This window comes from Humibacter soli (assembly GCF_054779035.1).
On record NZ_BAAGYX010000001.1, the window covers coordinates 771,490 to 789,114 of the forward strand.

At 68.0% G+C, this 17,625-nt stretch carries 20 protein-coding genes; 10 read left to right on the forward strand and 10 right to left on the reverse strand.

All coding sequences use genetic code 11. From position 1 onward, the window contains the following. Positions 1 to 255 precede the first annotated feature (255 nt). The gene (locus ACYVDN_RS03590) at positions 256 to 942 is read left to right on the forward strand and encodes an exonuclease domain-containing protein (protein WP_460568523.1); all 687 of its coding nucleotides are present in this window, start codon (positions 256 to 258) and stop codon (positions 940 to 942) included. 87 nt (positions 943 to 1,029) lie between these two features. Here ACYVDN_RS03590 and ACYVDN_RS03595 read toward each other — a convergent pair whose 3' ends face one another. The 3 genes from ACYVDN_RS03595 to glgA form a co-directional block, all read right to left on the reverse strand. Further along, entirely contained in the window at positions 1,030 to 1,281 is a 252-nt protein-coding gene (locus ACYVDN_RS03595; protein ID WP_460568525.1) for a 50S ribosomal protein L31, read from the reverse strand. 114 nt (positions 1,282 to 1,395) lie between these two features. After that, positions 1,396 to 2,199 carry an ABC transporter ATP-binding protein gene (locus ACYVDN_RS03600; RefSeq protein ID WP_460568527.1) on the reverse strand — a complete coding sequence of 268 codons (804 nt, stop codon included), beginning with the start codon at positions 2,197 to 2,199 and terminating at the stop codon, positions 1,396 to 1,398. Between the two features lie 52 nt (positions 2,200 to 2,251). After that, positions 2,252 to 3,439, reverse strand: coding sequence for an alpha-maltose-1-phosphate synthase (gene glgA, locus ACYVDN_RS03605; RefSeq protein WP_460568529.1), 1,188 nt, complete (start codon positions 3,437 to 3,439; stop codon positions 2,252 to 2,254). 98 nt (positions 3,440 to 3,537) lie between these two features. On the opposite strand from glgA, the gene ACYVDN_RS03610 reads away from it, so the two are divergent. Together ACYVDN_RS03610 and serB are read left to right on the forward strand one after the other, a co-directional pair. Beyond that, a complete protein-coding gene (locus ACYVDN_RS03610) occupies positions 3,538 to 4,779 on the forward strand; it encodes a glucose-1-phosphate adenylyltransferase (RefSeq protein ID WP_460568531.1) in 1,242 nt (413 codons plus the stop codon). Further along, positions 4,776 to 5,438: an HAD family hydrolase gene (gene serB, locus ACYVDN_RS03615; RefSeq protein WP_460568533.1), complete on the forward strand. Its 663-nt coding sequence runs from the start codon at positions 4,776 to 4,778 to the stop codon at positions 5,436 to 5,438. Before ACYVDN_RS03610 ends, serB begins: the two co-directional genes overlap by 4 nt. 7 nt (positions 5,439 to 5,445) lie before the next feature. Here the strand turns inward: serB and ACYVDN_RS03620 are convergent, their stop codons facing one another. Together ACYVDN_RS03620 and fabG are read right to left on the reverse strand one after the other, a co-directional pair. Then, entirely contained in the window at positions 5,446 to 6,672 is a 1,227-nt protein-coding gene (locus ACYVDN_RS03620) for an SURF1 family cytochrome oxidase biogenesis protein (RefSeq protein WP_460568535.1), read from the reverse strand. Between the two features lie 60 nt (positions 6,673 to 6,732). After that, a complete protein-coding gene (fabG, locus tag ACYVDN_RS03625; protein ID WP_460568537.1) occupies positions 6,733 to 7,443 on the reverse strand; it encodes a beta-ketoacyl-ACP reductase in 711 nt (236 codons plus the stop codon). A 148-nt stretch (positions 7,444 to 7,591) separates the two neighbouring features. Between fabG and ACYVDN_RS03630 the strand changes: the two genes are divergently transcribed. Further along, a complete protein-coding gene (locus ACYVDN_RS03630) occupies positions 7,592 to 8,011 on the forward strand; it encodes a DUF3099 domain-containing protein (RefSeq protein ID WP_460568539.1) in 420 nt (139 codons plus the stop codon). Beyond that, a complete protein-coding gene (locus ACYVDN_RS03635) occupies positions 8,008 to 8,226 on the forward strand; it encodes a hypothetical protein (RefSeq protein ID WP_460568541.1) in 219 nt (72 codons plus the stop codon). The genes ACYVDN_RS03630 and ACYVDN_RS03635 overlap by 4 nt, the downstream gene beginning before the upstream one ends. A 3-nt stretch (positions 8,227 to 8,229) precedes the next feature. Here the strand turns inward: ACYVDN_RS03635 and ACYVDN_RS03640 are convergent, their stop codons facing one another. Beyond that, complete coding sequence (locus ACYVDN_RS03640; RefSeq protein ID WP_460568543.1) at positions 8,230 to 9,828, reverse strand: ABC-F family ATP-binding cassette domain-containing protein; 1,599 nt, start codon at positions 9,826 to 9,828, stop codon at positions 8,230 to 8,232. Between the two features lie 136 nt (positions 9,829 to 9,964). On the opposite strand from ACYVDN_RS03640, the gene ACYVDN_RS03645 reads away from it, so the two are divergent. The 5 genes from ACYVDN_RS03645 (at position 9,965) to ACYVDN_RS03665 (ending at position 14,911) form a co-directional block, all read left to right on the forward strand. Next, positions 9,965 to 10,999 carry an iron-siderophore ABC transporter substrate-binding protein gene (locus ACYVDN_RS03645; RefSeq protein ID WP_460568545.1) on the forward strand — a complete coding sequence of 345 codons (1,035 nt, stop codon included), beginning with the start codon at positions 9,965 to 9,967 and terminating at the stop codon, positions 10,997 to 10,999. Positions 11,000 to 11,003: 4 nt separating this feature from the next. Then, positions 11,004 to 12,050, forward strand: a complete 1,047-nt coding sequence (locus ACYVDN_RS03650) for a FecCD family ABC transporter permease (protein WP_460568547.1) — start codon at positions 11,004 to 11,006, stop codon at positions 12,048 to 12,050. 62 nt (positions 12,051 to 12,112) lie between these two features. Then, positions 12,113 to 13,141, forward strand: a complete 1,029-nt coding sequence (locus tag ACYVDN_RS03655) for a FecCD family ABC transporter permease (protein ID WP_460572228.1) — start codon at positions 12,113 to 12,115, stop codon at positions 13,139 to 13,141. Then, on the forward strand, positions 13,138 to 14,025 hold the full coding sequence (locus ACYVDN_RS03660; protein WP_460568549.1) for an ABC transporter ATP-binding protein: 888 nt from the start codon (positions 13,138 to 13,140) through the stop codon (positions 14,023 to 14,025). Before ACYVDN_RS03655 ends, ACYVDN_RS03660 begins: the two co-directional genes overlap by 4 nt. Continuing rightward, complete coding sequence (locus ACYVDN_RS03665; protein ID WP_460568551.1) at positions 14,015 to 14,911, forward strand: siderophore-interacting protein; 897 nt, start codon at positions 14,015 to 14,017, stop codon at positions 14,909 to 14,911. The genes ACYVDN_RS03660 and ACYVDN_RS03665 overlap by 11 nt, the downstream gene beginning before the upstream one ends. A gap of 95 nt (positions 14,912 to 15,006) precedes the next feature. Here the strand turns inward: ACYVDN_RS03665 and ACYVDN_RS03670 are convergent, their stop codons facing one another. Genes ACYVDN_RS03670 through ACYVDN_RS03685 form a run of 4 tightly spaced genes read right to left on the reverse strand, consistent with a single transcriptional unit; the run spans position 15,007 to position 17,625 of the window. After that, the gene (locus ACYVDN_RS03670) at positions 15,007 to 15,336 is read right to left on the reverse strand and encodes a metal-sulfur cluster assembly factor (RefSeq protein WP_460568553.1); all 330 of its coding nucleotides are present in this window, start codon (positions 15,334 to 15,336) and stop codon (positions 15,007 to 15,009) included. A 4-nt stretch (positions 15,337 to 15,340) separates the two neighbouring features. Further along, positions 15,341 to 16,147 carry an ABC transporter ATP-binding protein gene (sufC, locus tag ACYVDN_RS03675; protein WP_460568555.1) on the reverse strand — a complete coding sequence of 269 codons (807 nt, stop codon included), beginning with the start codon at positions 16,145 to 16,147 and terminating at the stop codon, positions 15,341 to 15,343. A gap of 3 nt (positions 16,148 to 16,150) precedes the next feature. Next, positions 16,151 to 16,477 (reverse strand): non-heme iron oxygenase ferredoxin subunit, encoded by a 327-nt coding sequence (locus ACYVDN_RS03680; RefSeq protein ID WP_460568557.1) that lies wholly within the window; start codon positions 16,475 to 16,477, stop codon positions 16,151 to 16,153. Continuing rightward, a complete protein-coding gene (locus tag ACYVDN_RS03685) occupies positions 16,474 to 17,625 on the reverse strand; it encodes a SufB/SufD family protein (protein WP_460568559.1) in 1,152 nt (383 codons plus the stop codon). The genes ACYVDN_RS03680 and ACYVDN_RS03685 overlap by 4 nt, the downstream gene beginning before the upstream one ends.

Genomic DNA, 17,625 nt, shown 5'->3' on the forward strand with positions numbered 1-17,625 from the left:
GAGCGTCTCGCGGATCCCTCATTCCCCACTCTCCCCGCCGAGCCACCACTTTCCTGCCGAGCCACCACCTTCTCCACCAGCCACCACACTGCCGCCGAGCCACCACTTTGTCGCCGAGCCACCACCTTGTTAGCGCGGTTTCGGTGGTGGGTCGGCGCGTCAGTGGTGGGTCGGCGGGCCGGGCGGGGAACGGCAGGCCGCCGAGCGCGGCGCGGCAACGATGGTTCGTCGGTGGTCGCTCATAACGTTGCAGCCATGAAACGATGGCACGACGAACTCGGCGTATTCGACCTGGAGACAACCGGAATCGACGTCGACACGTCGCGAATCGTCTCGGCGCACGTCGGGCTGCTGGATGCCGAGGGCGGCGTCATCGAACGCCTGGACTGGCTCGTGAATCCCGGTGTTCCCATTCCCCCCGGCGCTACGGAGGTGCACGGCATCAGCACGGAGCGCGCACGCACAGATGGGCGCTTCGCTCCCGACGCCGTGCGCGAGATCGTCGCTGCGCTGCGTGCGCTGCTGCACCGCGGCATCCCCATCGTCGCCTACAACGCTCCCTATGACTTCTCGCTGCTCGATCGTGAGGCGCGCAGGCACGGCATCGAGCCGCTGCGTGACCCCGAGCCGATCGTCGACCCGCTGGTCATCGACAAGGCGGTCGACAAGTACCGGAGGGGCAAGCGCACGCTGGAGCTCACCGCCGGGCACTACGGCGTCGGGCTTATCGGCGCGCACGACGCCGGTGCGGATGCCATCGCCGCGGGACGCGTCGCCCAGGCCATCGCCAAGACGTTCCCCGACGAACTGGACGTGGATGCCGTGCAGTTGCACCGGCTGCAGGTGCGGTGGTGCCGGGAGCAGGCGGATGACTTCCAGGCCTACATGCGCAGGGTCAGAGACCCCGGCTTCGTCGCGATCGGCGACTGGCCGCGCCGCTGACGACATCCACGGCCCGCCGCATCCCCGAACATCGGAGCGGATGCGAAAAGGCCCCCGTCGCCGACGGGGGCCTTTTCGTGAGGATCTTTACTTGCCGAAGTTCTTGAAGCGCTGGTTGAACTTCTCGACGCGGCCAGCGCTGTCGAGGATGCGCTGCTTGCCCGTGTAGAACGGGTGCGACTCGCTGGAGATCTCGACGTCGATCACGGGGTAGGTGTTGCCATCCTCCCACTCGATCGTCTTGTCGCTGGACACCGTCGAACGGGTCAGGAACGTCGCACCGGAAGCGAGGTCACGGAAGACCACCGGCGCGTAATCGGGGTGAATGTCAGACTTCATCAGGACTTCCTCGAAAGTGTGGATTGGTGACTTGACGCGCCGCGGATGTCGGGCACGGAAGCATGGTGGACCGGGACTCTCATCCACGGCCGAACAAACAGTTTAGCAGACGGCTCAGGCGCCTTCGGTCGCGACCTTGGCCCTCGCCGCGTAGCGCCCGTCGTGCGACGTGACCTCGATCGGCAGTCCGAACGTCTCGGTGAGGCGGTCGGACGTGAGGGTCTCATCGAGCGGGCCGGCGGCCACGATGCGGCCGTTCTTCAGCAGAAGAACGTGCGTGAAGCCTGTAGGGATCTCCTCGGCGTGGTGCGTGACCATGATCATCGCGGGCGACCGTGAGTCGCTCGCGTAGCCGCCGAGCAGCGTGACGAGCTCTTCGCGCGATCCGAGGTCGAGGCTCGCCGCCGGCTCGTCGAGGATGAGCAGCTCGGGGTCCGTCATGACCGACCTGGCGATCTGCACGCGCTTCTGCTCGCCATCGCTCAGGGTGCCGAACGCGCGGTCGGCCAGGTCGTCGAGCTTCCACTCCGCGAGCACTCGCCTGGCCCTGCGGGTGTCGATGTCTTCGTACTCCTCGTTCCACCTGCCGGTCACCGCGTACGCCGCGGTGAGCACGACGTCGAGCACGGTCTCCCGCTTCGGGATGCGCTTCGCCAGGGCGCTCGACGCGTAGCCGATGCGCGGCGTGAGCTCTGCCAGCTCGGCCTTGCCGAGCTTCTCATCGAGCACCTCGACCTTTCCGGAGGTCGGATGCGACGCAGCGGCGGCCAACTGAACGAGCGTCGTCTTCCCCGCCCCGTTCGGACCAAGGATGACCCACCGCTGGTCGGCCGTGACGGTCCAGTCCACGTCGTCCAGGATCGCGTTCCCGTCGCGCACGACGGACACGGAGCGGAGCGAGAGGACGGTGTTCGACATGCGATCTAGCCTATAGGTCGGGGCCAATGGTCTCAGGCCAGGGTGATCGCCCCTACTGCGCTACCAGGTGTCGGTACAGCGCCAGCGTCTGGTCCGCGATCGCCGACCACGAGAACTGGGTCTGGGCGCGAAGGCGGCCCGCTGCTCCCTGATCGTGGGCGCGCTGCGGGTCGGAGACCGCAGTGGTGAGCGCTTCGGCCATGTCGGCGACGAAACGCTCGGGGTCGAGCGGGGTTCCCGTGCCGTCGTTCGCCTGCTCGATCGACACCAGCTTGCCGGTCACGCCGTCTTCGACGACCTCGGGGATGCCGCCGGTCGCGGTCGCCACGACGGGAAGGCCGCACGCCATCGCCTCGAGGTTCACGATGCCGAGCGGCTCGTAGATCGACGGACAGACGAAGACCGTCGCGGCGCTGAGCAGTGCGGCGAGCTCGTGTTGCGGGAGCATCCTGTCGATCCAGACCACGCCGTCACGCGTGCCCTGCAGGTCGCGCACCAGGCCGGTCACCTCGGCCATGATCTCCTTGGTGTCGGGAGCGCCGGCGCAGAGCACGAGCTGTACCTCCGGCGGCAGTGCTGCAGCGGCCCTGAGGAAGTACGGAAGGCCCTTCTGCCGAGTGATGCGACCGACGAAGATCACCGTGGGGCGGTCGGGGTCGACGCCGAGGGACCGCACCAGGTCGGGGTCGTCGACGATGCGCCAGCGCTCGAGATCGATGCCGTTGTAGATCACGTGCGTGCGGGCGGGGTCGACGTTCGGGTACACGCGCAGGATGTCGCGACGCATGCCCTCGCTCACGGCGATGACGGCGTCGGCGGAGTCGTACGCCTCGCGCTCGACCCAGCTCGAGACGCGGTAGCCGCCGCCGAGCTGTTCTGCCTTCCACGGGCGCAGCGGCTCGAGGCTGTGCGCTGTGACCACGTGCGGGATGCCGTGCAGCAACTGCGACAGCCGGCCACCGTGATTCGCGTACCAGGTGTGCGAGTGCACGAGGTTCGCGCCCTCTGTCGCCTGCGCGAACTGCAGGTCGACGCCGAGTGTTCCGAGCGTCGCGTTGGCGCCCACCAGCTGCTCGGGAACGCGGTACGCGGTCGTGTCGGGTTCGTCGCGCGGTTCGCCGAAACAGCGCACCTGGACCTCGATCGACCGACGTAAGGCGCTGACCAGTTCGGTGACGTGGACTCCGGCTCCGCCGTAGATGTCCGGCGGGTACTCACGGGTCAGGAGATCCACACGCATGGGTCGACGCTACGGCATCCAGGGTGATTTCGCGCCTCCCATAACAAGGTTCAGGCCTGTCTCTGGCCGGGGGCCCACACCGGCCCTACTGTTGTGTCATGGCGAGCAAGAAGATCTTCGGCATTGTGTTGGCGGGTGGCGAAGGCAAGCGCCTGATGCCACTGACGGCGGATCGGGCCAAGCCCGCCGTGCCGTTCGGCGGCCAATACCGATTGATCGATTTCGCGTTGACGAACCTCGTCAACTCCGAGCTTCGCCAGATCGTGGTGCTGACCCAGTACAAGTCGCACAGCCTCGACCGTCACGTGTCGCAGACCTGGCGACTCTCCGGTCTGCTGGGCTCCTACATCGCGTCCGTTCCCGCGCAGCAGCGCCTCGGCAAGCGCTGGTTCTCGGGGTCGGCAGACGCCATTCTGCAGAGCCTCAACCTGATCCGTGACGAGAAGCCCGACATCGTCGTCGTGGTCGGCGCCGACCACGTGTACCGCATGGACTTCGCCCAGATGATCGACGCGCACATCGCGTCAGGGGCCGCCGCGACCGTCGCTGCCATCAGACAGCCGATCTCTCTCGCGTACCAGTTCGGGGTGCTCGAGATCGACCCGAGCGACCCCGAGCGCATCGCGGCGTTCCGCGAGAAGCCGAGCGACCCCGTCGGACTCCCCGATTCGCCGGACGAAGTGCTGGCATCCATGGGCAATTACGTCTTCGACACCCAGGCTCTCATCGAGGCGGTGCAGCGCGACGGCGACCGTCCCGACTCGAACCACGACATGGGCGGCGACATCATCCCCGACTTCGTGTCGCGGCAGGAGGCTGGCGTCTACGACTTCCGTCGCAACGACGTGCCGGGCTCGACCGACCGCGACCGCTACTACTGGCGCGACGTGGGAACCATCGACTCGTTCTTCGAGGCGCACCAGGACCTGGTGTCCGCCCTGCCGATCTTCAACCTCTACAACGACGAGTGGCCGATCTTCAGCCAGCAGCTGAACTCCCCGCCCGCCAAACTCGTTCGCGACGTGCGCGGCGCGATCGGCACCACGATCGACTCGATCGTGTCACTCGGCTCCGTGATCAGCGGGGCACACCTGGAGCGCAGCGTGCTCGGACCGTGGGCGAGGGTCGGGTCGGGAGCACATGTGGTCGACTCGGTGATCTTCGACCGTGCGGTGATCGAGCCGAACGCCTTCGTGGGCCGGGCTATCCTCGACAAGGACGTCATCGTGAGCGAGGGTGCCAAGATCGGCGTCGACCCCGAGCGCGACCGTGCGCGGGGCTTCACCGTCACACCGTCCGGCCTCACCGTGGTCGGCAAGGGAGTCCACGTCGTTCCATGAGCACTGCAGAGCCCGCATCGTCGGCCCGATTCCTGGTGGTGCTCGATGTGGACTCCACGCTCATCCATGACGAGGTCATCGAACTGCTCGCCGAGCATGCGGGCACCCGCTCGATGGTCGCAGAGATCACCGAGCGCGCCATGCGCGGCGAACTCGACTTCGGCCAGAGCCTCAGGGAGCGCGTCGCGACCCTCGAGGGCCTGAGCGATTCGGTCTTCGACGAGGTGGCGGAGCGCATCAGGGTGACAGACGGTGTTCCCGAGCTCGTCGCGGGTGTTCACGCTGCCGGCGGCATCGTCGGCGTGGTGTCAGGGGGCTTTCACGAGCTGGTCGATGCGCTGGCCGCGCGGCTGGATCTGGACCGTTGGCGTGCCAACCGGCTCGAGGTGGTCGACGGAGTGCTCACGGGCAGGGTCGAGGGACCCGTCATCGACGCCGCTGCGAAAGAACAGGCGCTGCGCGAATGGGCAGTGGATGCCCGTGTGCCGCTCTCGAGGACTGTCGCGATCGGAGACGGTGCGAACGACCTCGCCATGATGGCGGCGTCAGCGCTGTCCGTGGCGTTCTGTGCGAAGCCCGCCGTGCGGGAGCGTGCGAGCGTCGCCGTCGACACGCGGGACCTGTCTCAGGTGCTGCCGATGCTCGGTCTGCGGGGCTGAGCGTTCGTCATCCTCGGTGTTCGGAATCGCCGGCGGACGACTCGTCGGGCGTGACGGAGCCGGAGCCGGTCTGATCGAGGGCTTCCGGCGAAGGTGTCGTGCCCTCCCCCAGCACGTACACGTCGTCGGGTTCGGCGTCGCTTGAGTCGTCGTCCGGCGCGGCGCCGAATGGGATCGGCGTTCCCGTCAGTGCGGGTCTGGCCGGTGCACCTGCCGCGAGGGGGCCACCCGGCCTCGACGACCAGCGAGTCAGCGGAAGGTAGCCGTCGATCGCCTCGTCCTCGGTCTCCTCGTCGGTGAAGGCCTTCGACGCGGCCTTCTGCACGCGCACGGCCTCCTTGCGCTGCTCCTCGGGGTCGTCGGCGTTGATGCGGCGGAACTCTCCCACCGCAGCGCGCCAGAGCAGGAAGAACCCGATCAGGATGAACAGGATCCACTGGATCATGTACGAGTAGTGGTACCCGACGCCCTCCGCCGGTGGTGACGCCTGCACGCGGGAGAGTCCTTGGCTGGTCGAGCTCGGCGAGACGATGACGCCCCACGCCCCTGAGTACACGTCGCCTCCGACCACGGGAGCGAGCTCCTGGAGGTCGACCGACTCGATCTGCCCGTTCTGCACGCCGCCCTCGCCGCGCTTGGCCTGGCTCGGCTGAAGACGGGCGACGACGTCCACGGATCCGCTCGGAGGTGCCGGGCGCCTGGTCGGCTTCGTTCCATCGCTCGTCGCGGAGACCCAGCCGCGGTTCACCAGGAACGTGCCGCCCGAGTCGAGCTTCAGCGGCGTGATCACCTGGAAGCCGGTCACCCCGCTGCGCACCGCGTTGCGCACGTAGAACTGTTGTCCGGCATCCCACGTGCCGCTCATCGTCACGCGTCGCCACACCTGGCTCGGGTCGTAGGAGGACTTCGTGGGCAGCGCGGTCGTCAGCGGCACGGCCGGAGCCGCGAAGTTGGCCGCGTAGAGGTGGTTGTCGATCGACGCGCCGCGTCCCCTGTCGAACTGCCAGAGTGCGAGCCCCGCGCAGACCAGTGCGAAGGCGAGGGCGATCGCGAAGTACCCGATCCAGCGTCCGGTGCGCAGGAACTGCCATCCGGTGAGGCCTTCGGTGACCGTGTCGTAGACGGCGGCGGGCTTCGCGACGCCGCCCGCCGTTGTGCGACGCGACAGCTCGCTTGTGCGGCGCGCGACGGCGTCGGAAGCAGGCGTCGGCGGCACGGTGCTCGGTCCCTTCATGGCGTCTCGAGGCTAGTCCGGCTTGCTGTGGAACGGCCCGCCGGAGGAATCCGTGCGGTCTTAGTGCCCCATCCCCATGCCGCCGTCGACCGGGATGACGGCGCCGGTGATGTACGACGCGTCGTCGGAGGCGAGCCACGCGACGGCCTTCGCGACCTCGGATGACTGGCCGTAGCGACCGACGGGGATGGACCTCATGTACTCGGTCTGCTGCTCGGGGGTCAGCTCCGCCGTCATGTCGGTCTCGATGAAACCCGGAGCGACGACGTTCGCCGTGATGCCCCGCGCCCCGAGCTCACGGGTGAGCGAGCGCGCCATGCCGACCAGTCCGGCCTTCGACGCCGCGTAGTTCACCTGCCCGGGAGACCCGAAGAGGCCCACGACGCTGGAGATGAGGATGACGCGGCCGAATCGACCCTTGAGCATCCCCTTCGATGCGCGCTTGATGACCCGGAAGGCGCCGCCGAGGTTGGTGTCGACCACCGCGTCGAAGTCCTCGTCGCTCATCCGCAGCAGCAGCGTGTCGCGAGTGATGCCCGCGTTCGCCACGACCACCTCGACCGGGCCGAGCTCGGCCTCGACCGCCGAGAACGCCGCATCGACCTCTGCGCTGTCCGTGACGTCGGCGCGCACCGTGAGCGAGCCGATCGGCCCTTCGCCGCTTCGTGCCGTGATCGCCACCCGGTGTCCTTGGGCGACGAACTCTTCGGCGATCGCGCGGCCGATTCCTCGGTTCCCTCCGGTGATGAGCACGGTGCGAGGCGTCGTCATGTGGCAGTCCTTATGGGTCAGGTGGTGATTCGGCAACCCAGTCTAGGGTCCCGATCGTCGCGGCATCACCCCGTTATCCGACCCGGTGCAGTGCACGTAGTCTTGGTGGGTGGGTCGCACGAGCGGCTCGCGCACAGGAGCTGCACCGATGAAACACGACTCGATCACATCGTTGCCGCACGCCCCCGCTGACGAGCGTCGCACTCGCATGCTCGAGTACACGGTGATGATGTCGATCCGTGTGCTCTGCATCGTCTCGCTGATCTGGGTACGCGGATGGTGGCTCCTGATCCCTGCGGCCGGCGCCGTGTTCCTTCCGTACTTCGCTGTCGTGGTGGCGAACGCCGTGCGGCCTCGCCCCGCCACTCCTCTGCGCCCGGGAAGCATCCTTCCCGCCGGTCCTCAGGCGCAGCCGACGGATGACCACGCCGACGACGGCCCCGGCGATCGCGGAGACGGCTCAGACGACCGTGGAAATGCCGGTCGGCCCACCGATGGGACCAACGGCAGCGATGGTGGCGACGGGGGCGGCGACAGCGGCGAGGACCACGACGGGCGGGCGTCGTGAGCCTGCTCGACGCCCTGGGCGGTGAGCCTGAGGCGCAGACGTGCTCGCGGGCGGGATGTCGAGCGACGGCGACCTGGCGGATCGACTGGCGCAACCCGCGCATCCACTCCGAGGATCGGCGCAAGACCTGGCTGGCCTGCGACGAGCACGTCGACTTCCTGCGCGAGTTCCTGGCCGCGCGCGACTTCCCACTCGAGCTGACGCCGCTGGATTAGTGCTTACGCCAGCGCTATCAGGTCGGCGTAGTCGGCGTTCCAGTGGTCCTCGACGCCGTCGGGCAGGATGAGCACCCTTTCAGGATTCAGCGCCTCGACCGCTCCCGGATCGTGCGACACCAGCACCACTGCACCCTCGTAGTGGGCGAGCGCATCGAGGATCTGGTCGCGGCTCGCCGGATCGAGGTTGTTCGTCGGCTCGTCGAGCAGCAGCACATTGGCGCCGGAGACCACGATCATCGCGAGCGCGAGACGGGTCTTCTCACCGCCGGACAGCACGCCGGCAGGCTTGTGGACGTCGTCGCCCGTGAACAGGAACGAGCCCAGCACCTTGCGGGCCTCGGTCTCCGTCAGGTTCGGCGAGCTGGAGACCATGTTCTGCAGCACCGAGCGTGCGATGTCGATGGTCTCGTGCTCCTGCGCGTAGTAGCCGATGCGCAGCCCGTGCCCCGGCTCGATGCTGCCCGTGTCGGGCTGGTCGACGCCGCCGAGGATACGCAGCAGTGTCGTCTTCCCCGCACCGTTGAGCCCGATCACGACGACCTTCGATCCGCGGTCGATGGCGAGATCGACGGCCGTGAAGATCTCCAGCGATCCGTAGCTCTTCGAGAGGTCGGAGGCCATGATCGGCGTGCGGCCGCACGGCGCGGGCGTCGGGAAGCGCAGCTTGGCGACACGGTCCTCCTGGCGCACCTCCTCGAGGCCGGAGAGCAGGCGCTCGGCGCGCGCGACCATCTGGTGAGCAGCGGCGGCCTTGGTGGCCTTCGCGCCGAACTTCGCGGCCTGCAGCTGAAGTGCCGTCGCCTTCTTCTCGGCGTTGACGCGCTCCTTCTTGCGGCGCTCCTCGTCGGCCGCGCGCTGCGCCTGGTAGGCCTTCCAGCCCATGTTGTACATGTCGATGACCTGGCGGTTCGCGTCGAGGTAGAAGACGCGGTTGACGGTCTCGCCCACGAGCTCGACGTCGTGGCTGATGACGATGAGGCCGCCCTTGTAGCCCTTCAGGAACTCGCGCAGCCACACTACGGAGTCGGCGTCGAGGTGGTTCGTGGGCTCGTCGAGGATCATCGTGTCTGCATCCGAGAACAGGATGCGCGCGAGCTCGATGCGGCGACGCTGACCGCCGGACAGGGTCTTGAGCGGCTGGTCGAGGATGCGATCGGGCAGCGAGAGGTTGTGGGCGATGGACGCCGCCTCCGCCTCGGCCGAGTAGCCGCCGAGGGTCTCGAACCGCTCGGTGAGGTTCGCGTACTTCTTCATGGCCCGCGCCGCGGCATCCACGTCGTCGGAGGCCATGGCCATCGACGCCTCGTGCATGCCGATAGCGAGCGTGCCGAGGCCACGGGCGTCGAGGATCCGCGTGCGTGCCAGCATCTCCGGGTCGCCGCTGCGTGGGTCCTGGGGCAGGTAGCCGAGCTCGTCCGAGCGCTCGACGCTGCCCTCGCTCGGCAGCACGTCGCCGGCGAGAACCTTGGTGAGGGTGGTCTTGCCCGCACCGTTGCGGCCGACCAGCCCGATCTTGTCGCCGGCCGCGACGCGGAACGTCACACCCGACATCAGCGTGCGCGCGCCGACGCGGATCTCGAGGTCGTGCACGGCGAGCACAGGCAGGGTCCAGTTCTGTCGGCGGTGATGGGGTGATGCGCGATGGCGCCCATCAAGGGTATCCGACGTGCACGGTCGAAGGATGCTCCGATCGCTGTTAGGGTTGCCTAACCTAACTCGATGATGGGAGACCCCAGTGCCACGACGCACAGTCCTCGCCGCCGCAGCGGCAGTAGTGACCGCCGCCGCCCTGCTTCTGACCGGATGCTCCGGCGCGACGAACGCCGACGCCTCGGCGGGAACCGGAGGCTCGACATCCGATGCCGCATTCCCCGTGACGATCAAGCACGTCTACGGCTCCACGACCATCGAGTCGAAGCCCAAGCGCGTCGCAACGGTCGCCTGGTCGAACGGCGAGGTGCCGCTCGCGCTCGGGGTCGTGCCGGTCGGTATGGCGAAGGCGACCTGGGGTGACGAGGGCAAGGGCGTGTACCCGTGGGTCGCCGACCGGCTGAAGACGCTCGGCGCTAAGACGCCGACGCTGTTCGACGAGACCGACGGCATCGACTTCGAAGCGGTTGCGGACTCGAGGCCCGACGTCATCCTCGCCGCGTATTCGGGACTCACGAAGGAGGACTACGAGACTCTCTCCAAGATCGCGCCGACCATCGCCTATCCCGACGTGGCGTGGGGTACCTCGTACGAGGACACGATCCTGATGGACGCCAAGGCGATCGGGCTCGAGCCGCAGGGCGAGGCGCTCGTGAAGAAGCTCCACTCCGAGGTGAACGCGTCGCTGGCGAAGCATCCGGTGCTCGACGGCAAGAAGATCCTCTTCTCGTACATCGACCCGAAGGACCACAGCAAGATCGGCTTCTACACGAGCCATGACACGCGACCCGGCTTCCTCGAGGACCTCGGGCTCCCGACGCCGACCGTGGTGAAGGAGGAATCGGCGAAGACCGACGAGTTCTACACTACGGTGAGTGCCGAGCAAGCCGACCGCTTCGACGACGTCGACCTCTTCGTCACCTACGGCGACGACCCCGCAGCCATGATCAAGGAGCTGCAGGCAGACCCGCTGCTGTCGAAGATCCCCGCCATCGCGGCCGGCCACATCGCGGTTCTGAAGAATGCGACGCCGCTGGCAGCGTCGGCGAATCCCTCCGCGTTGTCGATCGGCTGGGGCATCGACGACTACTTCACCCTGCTCGCCAACGCGCTGGGCTGAGCCGTTGACCGCCACCGACGTGCGCGCGGCGCCGCAACGGGTCGCAGCGCTGCGGAATACCGCGAGTGTGCGACTGCTCTGGATGGTCGTGCTGCTGTCGGCGATCGTCGCCCTGTGCGCCGCGTCGGTGGCGTTCGGCGTGCGTGAGGTGTCACCGCACGACATCCTCGCCGCTCTCGGCGGTGACACCAGCACCGTGGCACGCGCCGCCGTCGTCGCACGCATTCCCCGCACCGTGCTCGCCCTTCTCGTCGGAGCCGCCTTGGCGATGTCGGGCACGGCCATGCAGGCCGTGACCCGCAATCCGCTGGCCGATCCGGGCATCCTCGGCGTCACGAGTGGCGCAGCGCTGGCCGTCGTGATCGGCATCGCGTTCTTCGGGATGTCGTCCCCGTACGCCTACCTTGCGGTGGCCATTGCTGGGGCAGCCGTCGCTGCCGTGTTCGTCTACGCCGTCGGGTCGCTCGGCAGAGGCGGAGCGTCACCGCTGAAACTCGCCCTGGCGGGAGCGGCGATCTCCGCTGCATTCACCTCGCTCGTCAGTGCCGTGCTCCTCCCCCGCGTCGACGTGGTCGAGTCGTTCCGCTTCTGGCAGATCGGCGGCGTGGGTGGCGCGACCTGGGATCGGATCGGAGCGGTCGCGCCCATCCTCGTGGTCGGTGCCGTGGTGTGCGTGGTGATGGCACGAGGGATGAACTCGCTCGCGCTCGGTGACGAGCTCGCTACGGGGCTCGGCGTGAACGTTGTTCGTTCCCGTCTCGTCGCGTCAGCGGGCGCGGTCGTGCTTTGTGGCGCGGCGACGGCGATCGCCGGCCCGATCGGCTTCGTCGGCCTCGTCGTGCCGCACGTCTGCAGGCTCCTCGTGGGCACCGACCATCGCTGGTTGCTGCCCTTCAGCGCGGCCGTCGGAGCAGCCCTGCTGGTGGCGGCCGACATCGTCGGTCGGCTGGTCGGCCGCCCGACGGAGATCGACGTCGGCATCGTGACCGCCGTCATCGGAGCGCCGTTCTTCATCTGGATCGTGCGACGCCAGAGGGTGAGGGAACTGTGAGCACGGGTATCCTCACCGCCGACACGGTCGGAAGCTCTGCGGAAGGAGCCGTCGAACCTGCCATCGACGCGCGAGCCGTTGTCGCCGGCCGCAGGAAGCGCTCTCGTCGCAGTGCACTCGTGATCTCCGGACTCGCGGTCGCCGTGATCGTGGTGTTCCTCGTCACACTCATGGTCGGCCGCACGTTCTACGGACCGGTCGATGTGATCAAGGTGATCTTCGGAGAGACGGTGCCTGGGGCGTCCTTCACCGTCGGAGACCTTCGGCTGCCACGCGCGAGCCTCGGCCTGCTCGCTGGGTTCGCATTCGGCATCGCCGGGGCGACATTCCAGACCATGCTGCGCAATCCCCTCGCCTCCCCCGACGTGATCGGCATCAGCGCCGGCGCGAGCGCCGCCGCGGTGTTCGGCATCGTCATGCTGTCACTCGACGGTGCGGCCGTCTCATTGCTCGCGGTGGTCGGTGCGCTGGTGACCGCTGCCGCGATCTACCTGCTGGCGAATCGCCGCGGTTTCGCGGGAACCCGGCTGATCCTGATCGGGATCGGGGTGGCGGCGATGCTGGAGAGTGTCGTCTCGTACGTGCTCTCCCGCGCCGCGGCATGGGACCTGCAGACGGCCATGAGGTGGCTCACCGGGAGCCTGAACGGAGCGGACTGGTCGGGCGTGGCGCCGCTCGCCGTCGCGGCCGCCGTGCTCGCTCCACTGCTGCTCGCTCAGGGGCGTTCGCTGAGCGCTCTGCGACTCGGGGACGACTCGGCGACAGCGCTCGGGGTGCGTGTTTCGACCACGCGGGTGCTCGCAATGATCTCCGCGGTGGTTCTGCTGGCGATCGCCACGTCGGCAGCAGGACCCATCGCGTTCGTCGCGTTCATGGCGGGGCCGATCGCCGCCCGACTGGTCGGTCCCGGCCGCTCTCCCCTGCTGCCGGCGGGGCTCGTCGGCGCCCTTCTCGTGATGGTCGCCGACCTGGTCGGGCAGTTCGCCTTCGACGGCCGCTACCCGGTCGGCGTCGTCACCGGGGTGCTCGGTGCGCCCTACCTCGTTGTGCTGCTGACCAGGATGAACCGCTCGGGAGGAGCATCCCTATGACCGAACCCCACCTTGCCGAGTCCCACACGGCCCGAGCGCACAGCATCGTCGCGGACGATGTGACCCTCGCCTACGGAGACCGCATCATCGTCGACGGGCTCGACCTCACGGTACCGCCGGGGCGGATCACCGCGATCGTCGGCGCGAACGGCTGCGGCAAGTCCACACTGTTGCGTGCGCTCGCCCGCATCGTGTCGCCGAAGTCCGGGAGCATCCTGCTCGACGGCAAGGCGCTGCGCGACACGCCGACGAAACAGATCGCCCGCACGCTCGGGCTGCTCCCCCAGTCTCCGACGGCCCCAGAGGGAATCGCGGTGGCCGATCTCGTCGGAAGGGGACGGCATCCGCACCAGCGGTTCCTGACCAGGTGGAGCGGTGGCGACGACGAGGCTGTCGCGCGGGCGCTCGCCGTCACGGGCACCACCGAACTGGCCGACCGAGCCGTCGACGAACTCTCAGGCGGCCAGCGTCAACGCGTCTGGATCGCGATGGCTCTCGCGCAGGAGACGGAGGTGCTGCTGCTGGACGAACCGACCACGTTCCTCGATGTCGCCCACCAGGTCGAGGTGCTGGACCTGCTCGCCGATCTGAACCACGAGAGGGGAACCACGATCGTGATGGTGCTCCACGACATGAACCTCGCAGCGCGTTACGCCGACCACGTCTTCGCGATGCGCTCCGGTCGGATCGTCGCGGCGGGGACCCCGGACGAGGTCATGACAGAGCAGGTCATCGGCGCCGTGTTCGACCTTGACTGCGCGGTCATCTCCGATCCGGTGTCCGGCGCGCCGCTGGTACTCCCCCGCGGACGTCATCACGCACGTCGCATCGGACAGGCGGCATCACCGATCGCCGTACCGAACGGAGCGAGCGATGCCCGCTGAGTCAATGCGCTTCTTCCGCGCCAGGGTCGGGGCGATTCGCGACGTGACAACGAGCTTCAGGCGCTTCACGTTCGTCGGTGACGAGCTGTGCGACTTCGGCGATCCCGGCTACGACCAGCGGATCAAGGTGGTGTTCCCCACGTCGGGCACCGGACTCGACGCGATGCCGGCCGGGGATGACTGGTATCCGAGGTGGCGGCGGATGCCCGAAGACGCGCGGCCTCCGTTCCGCACGTACACCACCCGCGCCGTACGCAACGAGGACTGCGAGGTGGATGTCGACATGGTGTCGCACGATGTCGTCGGGCCGGCGTCCGCATGGATCGCCCGTGCGTCGGTGGGCGATGAGGTGCTCATCCTCGGCCCGGTGAAAGGGCATGACGGCGTGAGTCTCGGCGTCGACTTCGTTCCCCCAGCCCGCACGGGGAGCTATCTGCTCGCGGGTGACGAGACGGCGGCGCCGGCGATCGCGGTCATTCTCGAGCAGCTGCCGAGGGATGCCACGGGCGTCGTCGTGCTCGAGGTGCCGCATCACGCCGACGTGGCGTACCTGCCGGAGCATCCCGGCTTCGACCAACGCGTCGCCGCGCGTGCGGACGACCGACGGCACGGACACCTCGTCGCGACGGTGCGGGATGCGGTCGCCGAGCTCGTGCCGCCTGGCAGAGGCTCGGAGGTCGAGGAACTGCACGACGAGACGCTGTGGGAGGTGCCGCGCGCGGCCAAGGGCGGCGCTGCACTGAGGAGCGCGCCGCTCTACGCCTGGCTCGCCGGGGAGGCAGGAGCGATCACTGCCCTGCGCAGACACCTGGTGTCAGAGCACGGCGTCGACCGTCGTGCGGTCGCCTTCATGGGCTACTGGCGCCTGGGGAAAGCCGAGATCTGAAGGAGCACCCACCCTGTCGTGGGTTGAGGAGCACCGCGTAGCGGAGCGTCTCGAAACCTCGAACGTCTGCGGGCCGGGTTTCGAGACGGCGAAGGCTATATCGCGAAGCCGAGGGCGCGCATCATGTCTCGGCCGTCCTCGGTGATGCGCTCGGGGCCCCACGGCGGCATCCACACCCAGTTGATGCGGAACCTCTCGACGACGCCGTCGAGCGCCTCTGCCGTCTGATCCTCGAGCACGTCGGTGAGCGGGCACCCGGCGCTGGTCAACGTCATCGAGATGATGAGGGCGTCGTTCTCGTCATCCCATGCGAGGTCGTAGATGAGACCGAGGTCGACGACGTTGACGCCGAGCTCGGGGTCCATGACGTCTTTCAGCGCCTCTTCGACCTGGTCGTAGAGGGTGGGAGCGAGCGTCGAAGGCATGATTTCAGCGTACGCTCGTGGCCGCGTCGTCGGACAGCACGGCGTCGGTGTCGTCTTCGCCCTCGCTGACGAAGCGCACGTAGCCTTCTTCTTCAAGCTGCTCGGCCAGCTCCGGACCGCCCTCTTCCGCCACGCGGCCCGCGACGAAGACGTGCACGAAGTCCGGCTTGATGTAGCGGAGGATGCGCGTGTAGTGCGTGATCAGCAGCACACCGACCGAGGTGTTGTCGTGCGCGCGGTTGACGCCCTCTGAGACGATCTTGAGTGCGTCGATGTCGAGGCCGGAGTCGGTCTCGTCGAGCACGGCGAACTTCGGCTTCAGCAGCTCGAGCTGCAGGATCTCGTTGCGCTTCTTCTCTCCGCCGGAGAAGCCCTCGTTGACGTTGCGGGCAGCGAACGACGGGTCCATCTTCAGGTTGTCCATGGCCGTCTTGACGTCTTTGGTCCACGTGCGGATCGAGGGCGCCTCGCCGTCGATCGCCGTCTTGGCGGTGCGCAGGAAGTTCGTGTTGGTCACGCCGGGGATCTCCACCGGGTACTGCATCGCGAGGAAGAGGCCGGCGCGGGCGCGCTCGTCGACGGTCATGGCAAGGACATCCTGCCCGTCGAGCTCGATGCTGCCGCGGGTCACCTTGTACTTCGGGTGACCGGAGATCGTGTACGCGAGCGTGGACTTTCCCGAACCGTTCGGGCCCATGATGGCGTGCACCTCACCCGTGTTGATGGTCAGGTCGACGCCGCGGAGGATCTCCTTGGTGCCCTGATCCGTCTCGACGGTGACGTGCAGGTCGCGGATGGCGAGTGTAGACATTGCTCAGCTGGCTTTCGTGATTGTCGGGTCGATGAAGACGTCTCCGTCGATGAGCTCGACGGTGAAAACGGGGACCGGCTCGTAGGCCGGAAGATTGAGCGGCTTGCCCGTGACGAGCGAGAACTGCGATCCGTGCGCCCAGCACTCGATCGCCTCGCCCTCCACGAAGCCCTCTGACAACGAGATGTCGCCGTGCGTGCAGGTGTCGCCGATGGCGTGGATGTCGCCGGCGGAGTCCTTCACGAGTGCGATCGGCACTCCGCCGAGCACGACGCGCTTGGCTTCGTTCTCAGCGAGCTCGGATGCCGCGCAGACCCGCTCGGCGGTCACCGTGCGGCTCCGTCAGCGGCCGAGGCGGCGAGCTCGGCCTCGATCGCGTCCTGCAGGTGCGCCTCGAGCGCCGCGGAACCGATCTGCTGCACGATCTCGATGAGGAAGCCGCGCACGACGAGACGACGCGCCTCGTCCTCCGTGATGCCCCTGGACTGCAGGTAGAACAGCTGCTCGTCGTCGAAACGCCCGGTCGCACTGGCGTGCCCGGCCCCGACGATGTCGCCGATCTCGATCTCGAGGTTCGGCACCGAGTCTGCGCGCGCGCCCTCGGTGAGAACGAGGTTGCGGTTCTGCTCGTAGCTGTCGGTGCCGACGGCCTTCTGGCCGATGAGCACGTCGCCGATCCAGACCGTGTGAGCGGATGCCCCCTGCAGCGCACCCTTGTAGGTGACTCGGCTGCGCTGGTGCTGCTCGTCGTGGAAGACGTACACCTGGTGCTCGATGTATTGACCGGCATCCGCGAAGTAGGCGCCGTACGCCTCGATCTCGGCGCCGGGACCGGCGAGGTGCACGGCAGGGTTCAGGCGGATGAAGCCGCCGCCGAGGGAGACGGTGACGTGCTTGAGGCGTGCGTCGCGTCCGACCGACGCGAAGTGCGTCGAGACGTGCCTCGAGGCATCCGTCCACTCCTGAACGCTGACGAGCGTGAGCTGCGCGCCCTGTTCGAGGACGATCTCGACGTTCTCGGTCAGGCTGGCGTCACCCGTGTTGCGCAGGACGACGGTCGAGGTGCTCCCGGCAAGCGCGTGCACGATGGTGTGCGCTGCACGGTCGGTCTCGCCGAGGCCCGAGCGCAGCAGCACCGCCTCCCCCGCGTCGCCGGTCACCGTGACGAGGAGCGCCTCGTCGAACGAGCTCCAGGCGTTCGCTGAAGCCTTCTCCTCAGGGGTGCCCGCCGTGCCGATGAGTGCGTGGTCGCGACCGATCCACTCGGTCGTCACCCCGCCATCCGTCGTCAGCTCGGTGTCGTAACGGGAGCCGTCGAGACCGGGCTCGAAAAGCTGTGCGATGCGGGCGACGGGGGTGTACCGCCAGGTCGCCTCACGACCGGTGACCGCGCCGAAGTCTGCGACGTCTGTCGACGCGAAGCGCTCCGAGCGGGTCTGGACCGGGATGAACGTTGGTTCTGTCTCGGTGATGGTCAT

What these genes read in the sequence shown, in the direction of transcription:
- ACYVDN_RS03590 (WP_460568523.1), top strand. Translation starts at nt 256, where the DNA reads ATGAAACGATGGCACGACGAACTCGGCGTATTCGACCTGGAGACAACC.
- ACYVDN_RS03595 (WP_460568525.1), bottom strand. Translation starts at nt 1,281, where the DNA reads ATGAAGTCTGACATTCACCCCGATTACGCGCCGGTGGTCTTCCGTGAC.
- ACYVDN_RS03600 (WP_460568527.1), bottom strand. Translation starts at nt 2,199, where the DNA reads ATGTCGAACACCGTCCTCTCGCTCCGCTCCGTGTCCGTCGTGCGCGAC.
- glgA (WP_460568529.1), bottom strand. Translation starts at nt 3,439, where the DNA reads ATGCGTGTGGATCTCCTGACCCGTGAGTACCCGCCGGACATCTACGGC.
- ACYVDN_RS03610 (WP_460568531.1), top strand. Translation starts at nt 3,538, where the DNA reads ATGGCGAGCAAGAAGATCTTCGGCATTGTGTTGGCGGGTGGCGAAGGC.
- serB (WP_460568533.1), top strand. Translation starts at nt 4,776, where the DNA reads ATGAGCACTGCAGAGCCCGCATCGTCGGCCCGATTCCTGGTGGTGCTC.
- ACYVDN_RS03620 (WP_460568535.1), bottom strand. Translation starts at nt 6,672, where the DNA reads ATGAAGGGACCGAGCACCGTGCCGCCGACGCCTGCTTCCGACGCCGTC.
- fabG (WP_460568537.1), bottom strand. Translation starts at nt 7,443, where the DNA reads ATGACGACGCCTCGCACCGTGCTCATCACCGGAGGGAACCGAGGAATC.
- ACYVDN_RS03630 (WP_460568539.1), top strand. Translation starts at nt 7,592, where the DNA reads ATGAAACACGACTCGATCACATCGTTGCCGCACGCCCCCGCTGACGAG.
- ACYVDN_RS03660 (WP_460568549.1), top strand. Translation starts at nt 13,138, where the DNA reads ATGACCGAACCCCACCTTGCCGAGTCCCACACGGCCCGAGCGCACAGC.
- ACYVDN_RS03665 (WP_460568551.1), top strand. Translation starts at nt 14,015, where the DNA reads ATGCCCGCTGAGTCAATGCGCTTCTTCCGCGCCAGGGTCGGGGCGATT.
- ACYVDN_RS03670 (WP_460568553.1), bottom strand. Translation starts at nt 15,336, where the DNA reads ATGCCTTCGACGCTCGCTCCCACCCTCTACGACCAGGTCGAAGAGGCG.
- sufC (WP_460568555.1), bottom strand. Translation starts at nt 16,147, where the DNA reads ATGTCTACACTCGCCATCCGCGACCTGCACGTCACCGTCGAGACGGAT.
- ACYVDN_RS03685 (WP_460568559.1), bottom strand. Translation starts at nt 17,625, where the DNA reads ATGACCATCACCGAGACAGAACCAACGTTCATCCCGGTCCAGACCCGC.